This is a genomic window from Microcoleus sp. T3_A4 (assembly GCF_036700465.1).
Classification (GTDB): domain Bacteria; phylum Cyanobacteriota; class Cyanobacteriia; order Cyanobacteriales; family Microcoleaceae; genus Microcoleus.
Genome location: NZ_JAUBOY010000021.1, coordinates 113,223 through 122,622, shown reverse-complemented (window position 1 = coordinate 122,622; position 9,400 = coordinate 113,223). Strand labels below are relative to the sequence as shown.

Genomic DNA, 9,400 nt, shown 5'->3' with positions numbered 1-9,400 from the left:
TGATTTTAAATCACCCTAACCTTCCTTCAGTCTTGTCTTATGGTACTCTGGCTGCTTAAAAACTGTCCGGAGTATTGATAATATACCGTCCGGGGATGAGTAGACCCGACACCTACCCACAAACTATGCAACCCATCCAAATTACCACATTCCAAGCTTTGTGGCGCAGCCTAGGCCTGATAATCAAAGCCGCACCAATAGAACTCCGAAATTTAATAATACTCAACATCATCGGCGGTGCTGCCCCATCTGCCGTGCTTTTTTTAGATAAATTAATCATTGATGAAGTATCTCGGTTGCTATCGCAAACCCAAACAGCACAGCCTTTTGCTTTGATGCTTTCCCGGCCAATATTGCTGTGGAGTATTGCCGGAGTCTTAAGTCTCAGGTTAGTCGGCGATGCCCTAGACACAATGGGCTCTTTTGTCTCGACATCTTTGCGCGATCGCGTTCAAGGCTTTGTCGAAGGAAAAGTCATCGAAAAAGTCGCCAATTTCGACGATATTGCCCTCTTTGAAAACCCCGAACTATTAAATATAGTAGAACTAGCCAAAACGGGAGTATTCAAAATACAGCAACTAGCCTTTACCATCAGCATGACAGTCACGGGAATTTTTATATTTATTCCATCGATAGGCCTTGCTGCTGCCATAGCTTGGTGGGTGCCAGTGCTGATGTTGATTTCATCCTGCCCCTCAATTTACATCCAAAGAAAATATAGCAAAATCATCTGGAGAGTTCAAAGAAAGCAAGCTAAAATAACTCGTGAAATGAACTTATCCGCTAGAGTCTTGACGGGGGAAGAATATGCTAAAGAATTGCGTTTGTTTGGGTTGCAGGAACTTTGGCTCAAACGCTGGCAGGGTCAGTTTTTGCAGTTTTTTAGCGAGATGCAGCAAATCCGAAAAAAAGGAGCAATTGTTTTACTTTTGTGGTCAGTCTTTAGTAGAGTAGGAGTAGCTTTGCCATTTGTTTATGTGGTAATTGGAGCTTTGGGTGGTCGCTATACTTTGGGAGATTTGGCGCTTTATTCTGGTTTGATTGTTCAGGTGGAGCAAAGTTTGCAATTACTTATAGGCAATTATGCTAATTTGTACGATATTTCCCTCGGTGTTAGTCCGATTTTTCAACTGTTAGAACTGAAACCAGAATTGCAGTCTCCGCTTGTGGATGTGGCATCTCGCCTGCCTAGTTTACCAGATGGCGGGCAAGATTCCCACCCCACAAAAGATAAAATTGGCATCGAGATTAAGCATCTATCTTTTTGCTATCCCGGTAGCAATAAAAGCACGGTTGAAGATATCAACTTAACGATTAATCCGGGTGAAATGCTAGTGCTTGTTGGTGAAAATGGCGCGGGTAAAACCACCCTTGGCAAACTCCTCGGTCGCCTGTACGACCCGACAAGTGGTACGATCGCCTGGAATGGCAAAGATTTGCGATCGTACTCTCTAGCATACGTGCGATCGCGCATCGCCGTCGTTATGCAAGATTACGCTCGTTTCCCCTCCACAGTCCGCGAAAACGTCGGTTTCGGCGACTTGCTTTCCCTGTCAGATGACAGCGCAATTAACGAAGCTATTTCTGAAGCAGGAATTGCAGCTAAAGTCAACAGTTTAGAGCAAGGTTTAGAAACACCGTTGGGGAAACAATTAGAAGACGGCATCGACTTATCGGGGGGACAGTGGCAAAGAATTGCGATCGCCCGCGCCTTAATGCGGCTTTCTACAGCCGAAGTGCTAATTTTTGACGAACCAACCGCCGCCCTCGACCCCAAGACAGAACACGAAATTTACAGCATATTCCGTCAAATAGCCGCCGGGAAAACCACGATTGTCATCAGTCACAGGTTGGGATTGGCCAAAATTGCCGATCGTATCGCCGTCATGGAAAACGGTAAAATAGCAGAAATAGGAACTCACGACGAATTGATCGCATCAAACGGAATTTACTGCTCAATGTTTACCCGTCAAGCTAGCAGCTATATTTAGAGTTAAACAAACAGTCCGCCAGGGGTTAAAACCCCTGTCTCATAGCGAAAGTCGGTTGAAACCGACTGGGGAGATATTGCAATGCTTGTTCAAAAATCAGTCTTTCAGTCCTCTTTGAGAGGACTTTCGCTATGAGACGGGGGTTTTCAACCCCCGGCGGACTTGTCGGTTAGCGTGAGGATTTTGGCGCGGGTGATTGTGATAAATTATCGCGGATTTGCGATCTAATTTCTCTCGTTGGGTGGCGAGAAACCGAGTTTCTGCGACAATTTTCAGTTGAGTACGAGAAATATCGGAAGAAACCCGGTTCCTGGGATTAGCTGCGTGGCGAGAAACCGAGTTTCTGCGACAATTTTCAGTTGAGTACGAGAAATATCGAAAGAAACCCGGTTTCTGAGCGTGCGATCTTTTTGAGAAAATTTTCAGAAAGTGCGATCTATAATAAAACCAACCTAGTTGGCGATAATATCAACGATGGAAACTATAACTCTCAACCTACCTGCAGCCGTCGCTTTAACCGACGAACAATTTTATCAATTGTCCATCGCTAATGAAGAGTGGCGATTAGAACAAACCCCCGAAGGAGAACTAATTATTATGCCTCCAACAGGCGGCGAAAACGGCATCAGAAATTCCGATCTAAACCTGGGACTCGGTTTGTGGAATCGTCAGACTCGATTGGGAAAAGTTTTTGACTCTTCCACCGTCTTTCAATTACCTAACGGTGCGAAGCGTTCCCCTGATGCTGCTTGGGTACTCCTAGAACGTTGGGAAGCATTATCTGCAGAAGATAAGCGCAAATTTCCTCCCCTGTGCCCGGACTTTATAATAGAATTACGCTCGCAAAGTGATTCCCTAGAAACATTGCGGGCTAAAATGCGGTATTATCGAACTAACGGCTGTCGCTTAGGTTGGCTAATTGACCCCCAAACGCCTTTAGTAGAAATCTATCGGTTGTCTGAAGATGTAGCAGAAGTGATTAATTTCTCTTTTGACCAACCGCCTACACTTTCGGGTGAAGATGTACTTCCCGGATTTCTTCTAGATATTACACCTATTCTCAATCCTTGAATCTAGATCCAGAACTGTCGCCCAAGTGGCGAGAAACCGGGTTTCGGCGACAATTTGGGTTGAGTATGAGAAATAAGGGAAGAAACCCGGTTTCTCAGATGAGCCTCCATCCACAAAAATGATGAGCAATTATCTCCCCGTCAAGGTATCCGCATAAGGATCGGGCAAAGCTTGCTGCACCTCCAAAAGCGGCAAAGGATCTCCAGTCAACGGTTGGCTAATCAAATTTTTTTTTACCCCATCCCCCTTGCGATCGCGCTCTTGCAAATGCGATAATTCCTCCTGATAAACCGCAAGAATCCGCGCCAAACTCGCCGCCAAATCATCCCAATTATCATCTCCTCCCAACTTCTCAGAAATTCCCTCAAATAACTCTCCCGCTTGCCTTTTTTGAACATAAGCTTTCAAAAGCTTTCCCGACTTTTGCAAAACGGCCTGATAAATATCCCCATCAGACCACCACAGCCCCTGCTGACTCAGCAGCCAAGTCAAAATATACTCGCGAGCGTGTTGCTCCTTCACCCAGGCCGCGAGATACTGCAAATCTTCCATAGTTAAAACAGTCTCCTCAATTTTCCTCAAAATGTCCGCTTGTTTGTATCTACCGTTACCGCGATCGACATAATACCTGCCTTATCATCACCTGCCCGCGTCATTAATATCCCTTAAATCTTAAAAAAACCCTACTGATTTACCAAACAGCAATTCTGAGAATATAAAAATAAACCTAAACCTCCTAGGTCTATTGTCCAATACTTTTAGTCCACCGGAAAGCGGTACACCCCGCCTCGCTTTCCTCTCTCGCAAACCTATCATCAAGCGGGAACAACCAGCGGGTTATTAGCATGACAAAGCAAAATTTTGGTTTAATCGGTCTAGCAGTGATGGGCGAAAACCTAGCGCTCAACGTCGAAAGCAGAGGCTTCTCCGTGGCTGTATACAACCGCACCGCAGCCAAAACCGACGACTTCATGGCCCTACGCGCCCCCGGCAAGAACATTGTAGCCGCCAAGACTCTGACAGAATTCGTCGATGCCCTAGAAACCCCACGCCGAATCTTAGTCATGGTGCAAGCTGGGAAACCCGTAGATGCGGTCATCGACCAGCTCAAACCCATGCTGTCACCGGGCGACATGATTATTGACGGGGGCAACTCGCTCTACGACGACACCGAACGCCGCACCAAAGATTTAGAATCGATGGGACTGGGATTTGTCGGCATGGGCATCAGCGGCGGCGAAGAAGGCGCGCTGAATGGTGCTAGCTTGATGCCCGGTGGCACCCGCACTGCTTACGGTCTACTAGAGCCAATTCTCACCAAAATTGCCGCTCAAGTAGATGACGGCCCCTGCGTCACATTCATCGGCCCCGGTGGCGCTGGCCACTACGTGAAGATGGTTCACAACGGTATTGAGTACGGGGATATGCAGCTCATTGCTGAAGCCTACGATTTGCTCAAAAACGTTGGTGGATTGAACGGCCAGCAATTGCAGGAAGTTTTTGCCGAATGGAATACAACAGACGAACTCAACTCGTTTTTGATTGAAATTACGGCTAACATTTTCAAGTACATTGACCCGGAAACTAAGCAACCCTTAGTTGAGGTAATTATGGACGCAGCCGGGCAAAAAGGTACCGGCCGCTGGACTGTAATGAGTGCTTTGGAATTGGGCGTGAGCATTCCCACAATTATCGCTGCTGTGAATGCCAGAATCATGTCTTCTTACAAAGACGAGCGCATCAAAGCTTCCCAAGAACTGACCGGGCCTAGCGGCAAGTACGAAGGCGATACTAAAGAGTTTGTGAACAAAGTTCGGGATGCGCTTTACTGCTCGAAGATTTGCTCCTACGCGCAAGGCATGGCGCTTTTAAGCGCAGCCTCGAAGTCGTACAACTATGACTTGAGTTTGAGCGAAATTTCCCGAATTTGGAAGGGTGGCTGTATTATTCGGGCTGGATTTTTGGACAAGATTAAAACAGCTTTCAAGGACGACCCCACGTTGCCGAATTTGCTGTTAGCGCCGGAGTTCAAACAGAGCATTCTCGATCGCCAATCAGCTTGGCGGGACGTGTTAGCTACTGCTTGCCAACTGGGGATTGCAGTGCCAGCATTTAGCGCCTCGCTCGACTATTTTGATAGCTACCGGCGCGAAAGATTGCCACAAAACCTCACGCAAGCTCAGCGGGATTATTTCGGGGCTCACACCTACGAACGCACCGACAAACCGCGCGGTGAATTCTTCCACTCTGAGTGGACACAGACTGCTAAAGAGTCGCTGCAAACTGGTAGTACGGACTAATTAATTTTTGTAGGGTGCGTTTCGGCGCACCTTACTAATTATTCTGGGGTTGCAAATTGTTTTGACGTTTGTTTTTGAGATAGGTTTTAATATATTCGTCGTTAAAGAGCGATCGGGCGATCGCCTAACTGTGTCAATAATACTTGAACTTGAGTGCAGACAAAAAGCCCCAGTCCAAGGTCAGGGTCTTAAAAGAAGAGGATTTTACGTTTAATTTATCAGTAATTAAGATCACAATGTGCTTGTGATCTTGGGAGATAACTATACTGAGTAAATCTGGTATAATAAATAATCCTTTTAAATCAATGTAATATTATGTGGCCTTTTATAGTAGGAGGCGCTGCCGTTGCAGTTGCTATTGCAAAATCGGTAGTTGATAGATGGAAAGAAGAAGAGAAAGAAGAAGAGAGAAAAGAAGAAGAGGACAAAAAACGTTTATTAGACAGTGGCATTTTGGAAGTAGATGAAATGACAGGAAAAGAGTTTGAAAGATTTCTCGATGTCCATTTTAGAAATTTTGGTTATGGTGTTACTTTAACTCAAGATAGTCAAGATTATGGGGCGGATTTAATTTTATACAAAGATGGAGCAAAAACCGTGGTTCAAGCGAAAAGAAGCAAAAATCCCGTTGGGATTAAAGCAGTTCAAGAAGTAGCAGGAGCCGTCAGACATTACAACGGAAATAAAGGAAGAGTCATCACCAACAACAGATTTACCGAAAATGCTTACAACCTTGCTGAATCTAACGACATAGAGTTATGGGATAGAAAAAAACTCATCGAATTCATCCTGACAGCTAAGAAGTGTAAATAATTGATCTACTAAATTAAGTTATATATATATAAAAGATGCACTGCTTTCCCCGTATCTTTTATCTCACTGATGAATCATGCTACAAATTTCTAACACTGTGTTCATAGACGATCGCGAAATCGAGATTAGTGCGATTCGCTCTCAAGGCGCGGGGGGGCAAAATGTAAATAAGGTCGCGAGTGCGATTCACTTGCGCTTTGATATCCCAGCTTCCTCATTGCCCGATCGCTACAAGGAGCGTTTGTTGCAAATCAACGACCAGCGCATCACCTCCGAAGGTGTGATTGTCATCAAGGCCCAGGAACACCGCAGCCAGGAACAAAACCGGGAGGAGGCTTTGAGACGGCTGCAAGAACTGATTAAAAGTGCGATCGTCATACCGAAAAGGCGCAAACCCAGCAAAGCAACTCGTAGTTCCCAGCGCAAGCGTCTCGACAGCAAAACCAAGCGAGGGCAGATTAAAGCTTTGAGAGGGAAAGTCACGGATTGATCGATGAAAGGTCGATCGGGCTTCTGAGTTTTTAGTTATAGCCTTAGTATTTTCCGGGCTTGGGTGCATGACTCAAACCCATTTCCCTAGACATGGACGAACCCCTGCAGGTTAGTTGTCGTTCGGTGAGGGCTCACGACTTGGTAAGTCATCGGGAATTTTGGTTACGTCTAATCCTAAAAGCTCAAACATAGTTTTTAGAGAAACCTGGTACAGGTTAGCCAGTGCAGCTACGTTTTCAACAGTTGGCAGGGACTTTCCTGATTCCCAGTCAGCTTGCATCCGCTCAGAAACGCCGATATGTTGTTTGACTTGAGGGCGGGTTAGACCAGCTTGTTCTCTGAGAAGCCTTAATGGAGACTTTTCCTTTTCTTGCGAATTTTCTGCCACAATACATGAAGCTTGTTTCACGGCTTCTAGCTTCTTGACCTCCGCCGAAAGATGAAGTACACTTAATGCTTGTAGGTCATCGGGAATTTTGGCTACGTCTAATCCCATACATCTAGCAAGTGTTTTTAGAGGTACGCCTAGCTCGCGCGCCAGAGCAATGACGCGATCGAAGCGCGGAATGGATTCTCCTCGTTCCCAATCGCCAATAATGCGAATTCCTACCCCCATTCGACGACTAAGTTCAGGTTGGGTCAAATTTGCACTTTCTCTAAGGTTTTTCAAGGTTATGGTTTCTTGATCTTTAGCTTCCATCAATTATAGCAGTTAATTGCTAGCAAAATAGTGCTTGACAAAATTGAAATCTGGCACTAAACTGCTAGTAGATAGGCAAAACAAAGGCAACCGGGCGAGCCTCCAAGGTCAAAATGCAGGTTTGAAGAACTGCCTTATTTGTAGCGTCTATCAATTGTGCTTGCATACCCAAGCGTATTTTCGGGGGTTGGGCGCATACCTCAAGCCCCTTTTTTCTCAACGCCGAGGAGGTGGTGCTATGTAAAAGGTCGATCGACCTCACAAGACAGCCCAACTCAAAATTGTATCAGCAGTAATAATTTTTTAACTGTTGGTTTAATTTAATTGCTAATTCGGCCCAAAGCTCTCTGGAAGTTCATCGATTTTTTCTATTTTTAGTTCTCGGCAAATAGCTTTCAACTGAAAGAGAGAAAATTTTGGTTCTGTGGCTCCAGATATCCATCTATGATACGTGGCCCGGGGAATCCCGCATCTAAAAGCAAACTCATCTTGTGATAAGTCTGTTTTGTTGATTCTTAGGGCTTCCAATGGTGAATTGCCCTCCTGTCTTCGTTCTTTTCTTGATGACATTGTAACATAAATCTCAAATTGAGATGTCATACTTGACAAATCTAAATCGACATCTCATAATGAGACACAAGTGACAGAACAAAAGCTGGTCGGTCAGGCCGAACAGCCAAAACCTGCAGTTTTGAATAACCGCCTTGAGGTGATGCCATGTAAAAGGTCGATCGACCTCACAAGACAGCCCAACTCAAAATTGTATCAAAGATATAGACCAAAACTTCTCCTTTGCGATCGCACAACTTCCGTGCTATCGTGCCCTTTCTCGAACCATTCCAGATCATGTCCACATCAATTGACAACTTCTACCTAGGCGATGTCGCCTCCAACTTTCACTTTGCAGGCCCGCTGCTAGACTTTGAAGAAGAAATCCAGAATCAATCTCCCTTTCACGATTTAGACTATCTGACAGGCGAAATTAAAAGGGGATTTCTCGACTACGTGCGTCAAGGAATCATGCTGGACGCGATCCGAAAGCTGCGATTGTACAAAGACAAGTTCAAAACTTTTAAAAGTTACTGCGAACAAGCATTAGGTCGGCAATATTTTTACTGCACACAAATTATCAAAGCTGCGAGTATTTGCCTGCGCTTAATTAAAGCAGGATTTGAGATTTTGCCTAGCTGCGTTGCTCAAGTTGTCCCTTTGTTCAAACACGCAATTACCGACCAATATGGCGACTGTCGTTTACAGGAAAAGTGGCAAGAAGTTGTCGATGTCATACCAAAAGAAAGGATTACCGCAGTAACTATTGCCGAAACCGTTGACAACAATCCCAACCTCCGGCTCAAACAAATTCGCATAAAAACCGACACCTACGCCCTTTTAACGAAAAAAGCAGCCGCAGCCGGACTGTCAATTTCGGAATTTTTGGCAAGGTTGGTTGGCGAATACAATCCCAGCAATTTAGAGCAGCCAGCGGAACATACTCCCGAACAAGAGGAGATTTTAGACCAATTAGACGCGGAGTTTAAGAAGCCGGCCACGGAACAGACTTCAACTTCTGCCCCAGGAAAAGTTAAGTCTAAAGGTTTTGGAGTCAAAGTTGAGCCTAAAGGTGGTAAAAGGGAAGTGAAGGCGAAAACTTCGGAAAGGGAAGTTAAGGCAAAAACTTCGGAAGGTGAAGTTAAGTTCAAAAATCGGCAAACTGAAATCCAAGCCGAGAAACAGTCGAATTCATTTAATGAGAAAAATCATGAAGTCATCTGCCCAAAATCCAATCATGCGTCAACTGAAATTAATGGAGGCTCAACTGAACGAAATTCAGTGCCACCTTATTAAAGCCAGTGTGTTGAATTGGTGGCAAATAGTTTTGCCTGACGGACAGAAAATTGCGATCGAGCACGCGGGCGGCGGACACTGGGTTTTTCGGGCGAACGGGCTTGAGAAATCTCATCCAGAAGTGCGGCTAGCGGTGTTGAAGGCGATCGCCCAAGGCTGTCACAGGTAAGTTACGGCTAAGGACACGG

At 45.3% G+C, this 9,400-nt stretch carries 10 protein-coding genes; 7 read left to right on the top strand and 3 right to left on the bottom strand.

Annotation, left to right across the window (positions count from 1 at the left end):
- Positions 1-125 precede the first annotated feature (125 nt).
- Both QUA07_RS13915 and QUA07_RS13910 read left to right on the top strand, forming a co-directional pair.
- The gene (locus QUA07_RS13915) at positions 126-1,991 is read left to right on the top strand and encodes an ABC transporter ATP-binding protein (protein WP_333326033.1); all 1,866 of its coding nucleotides are present in this window, start codon (positions 126-128) and stop codon (positions 1,989-1,991) included.
- A 474-nt stretch (positions 1,992-2,465) separates the two neighbouring features.
- On the top strand, positions 2,466-3,062 hold the full coding sequence (locus tag QUA07_RS13910; protein WP_333326031.1) for a Uma2 family endonuclease: 597 nt from the start codon (positions 2,466-2,468) through the stop codon (positions 3,060-3,062).
- 129 nt (positions 3,063-3,191) lie between these two features.
- Here the strand turns inward: QUA07_RS13910 and QUA07_RS13905 are convergent, their stop codons facing one another.
- Positions 3,192-3,614, bottom strand: coding sequence for a hypothetical protein (locus tag QUA07_RS13905; RefSeq protein WP_333075311.1), 423 nt, complete (start codon positions 3,612-3,614; stop codon positions 3,192-3,194).
- 293 nt (positions 3,615-3,907) lie between these two features.
- On the opposite strand from QUA07_RS13905, the gene gnd reads away from it, so the two are divergent.
- The 3 genes from gnd to arfB all read left to right on the top strand — a co-directional run bounded on the left by gnd (position 3,908) and on the right by arfB (position 6,665).
- Positions 3,908-5,362 carry a decarboxylating NADP(+)-dependent phosphogluconate dehydrogenase gene (gnd, locus tag QUA07_RS13900; RefSeq protein WP_333326029.1) on the top strand — a complete coding sequence of 485 codons (1,455 nt, stop codon included), beginning with the start codon at positions 3,908-3,910 and terminating at the stop codon, positions 5,360-5,362.
- A gap of 315 nt (positions 5,363-5,677) precedes the next feature.
- Positions 5,678-6,175 (top strand): restriction endonuclease, encoded by a 498-nt coding sequence (locus QUA07_RS13895; RefSeq protein ID WP_333326027.1) that lies wholly within the window; start codon positions 5,678-5,680, stop codon positions 6,173-6,175.
- 76 nt (positions 6,176-6,251) lie between these two features.
- Positions 6,252-6,665, top strand: coding sequence for an alternative ribosome rescue aminoacyl-tRNA hydrolase ArfB (arfB, locus tag QUA07_RS13890; RefSeq protein ID WP_333038823.1), 414 nt, complete (start codon positions 6,252-6,254; stop codon positions 6,663-6,665).
- A 111-nt stretch (positions 6,666-6,776) separates the two neighbouring features.
- On the opposite strand, the gene QUA07_RS13885 is transcribed toward arfB, so the two are convergent.
- Both QUA07_RS13885 and QUA07_RS13880 read right to left on the bottom strand, forming a co-directional pair.
- On the bottom strand, positions 6,777-7,367 hold the full coding sequence (locus QUA07_RS13885; protein WP_333084219.1) for a helix-turn-helix transcriptional regulator: 591 nt from the start codon (positions 7,365-7,367) through the stop codon (positions 6,777-6,779).
- A 327-nt stretch (positions 7,368-7,694) separates the two neighbouring features.
- Positions 7,695-7,937: a helix-turn-helix domain-containing protein gene (locus QUA07_RS13880; protein WP_293176868.1), complete on the bottom strand. Its 243-nt coding sequence runs from the start codon at positions 7,935-7,937 to the stop codon at positions 7,695-7,697.
- A gap of 276 nt (positions 7,938-8,213) precedes the next feature.
- Between QUA07_RS13880 and QUA07_RS13875 the strand changes: the two genes are divergently transcribed.
- Both QUA07_RS13875 and QUA07_RS13870 read left to right on the top strand, forming a co-directional pair.
- Positions 8,214-9,212, top strand: a complete 999-nt coding sequence (locus tag QUA07_RS13875; protein ID WP_333084218.1) for a hypothetical protein — start codon at positions 8,214-8,216, stop codon at positions 9,210-9,212.
- Positions 9,213-9,219: 7 nt separating this feature from the next.
- Positions 9,220-9,381 carry a hypothetical protein gene (locus QUA07_RS13870; protein WP_333084216.1) on the top strand — a complete coding sequence of 54 codons (162 nt, stop codon included), beginning with the start codon at positions 9,220-9,222 and terminating at the stop codon, positions 9,379-9,381.
- Positions 9,382-9,400 lie beyond the last annotated feature (19 nt).

Excerpts from the sequence above, each read along its gene's own strand:
- QUA07_RS13915 (WP_333326033.1), top strand. The coding sequence starts at position 126 with ATGCAACCCATCCAAATTACCACATTCCAAGCTTTGTGGCGCAGCCTA.
- QUA07_RS13910 (WP_333326031.1), top strand. The coding sequence starts at position 2,466 with ATGGAAACTATAACTCTCAACCTACCTGCAGCCGTCGCTTTAACCGAC.
- QUA07_RS13905 (WP_333075311.1), bottom strand. The coding sequence starts at position 3,614 with ATGGAAGATTTGCAGTATCTCGCGGCCTGGGTGAAGGAGCAACACGCT.
- gnd (WP_333326029.1), top strand. The coding sequence starts at position 3,908 with ATGACAAAGCAAAATTTTGGTTTAATCGGTCTAGCAGTGATGGGCGAA.
- QUA07_RS13895 (WP_333326027.1), top strand. The coding sequence starts at position 5,678 with ATGTGGCCTTTTATAGTAGGAGGCGCTGCCGTTGCAGTTGCTATTGCA.
- arfB (WP_333038823.1), top strand. The coding sequence starts at position 6,252 with ATGCTACAAATTTCTAACACTGTGTTCATAGACGATCGCGAAATCGAG.
- QUA07_RS13885 (WP_333084219.1), bottom strand. The coding sequence starts at position 7,367 with ATGGAAGCTAAAGATCAAGAAACCATAACCTTGAAAAACCTTAGAGAA.
- QUA07_RS13880 (WP_293176868.1), bottom strand. The coding sequence starts at position 7,937 with ATGTCATCAAGAAAAGAACGAAGACAGGAGGGCAATTCACCATTGGAA.
- QUA07_RS13875 (WP_333084218.1), top strand. The coding sequence starts at position 8,214 with ATGTCCACATCAATTGACAACTTCTACCTAGGCGATGTCGCCTCCAAC.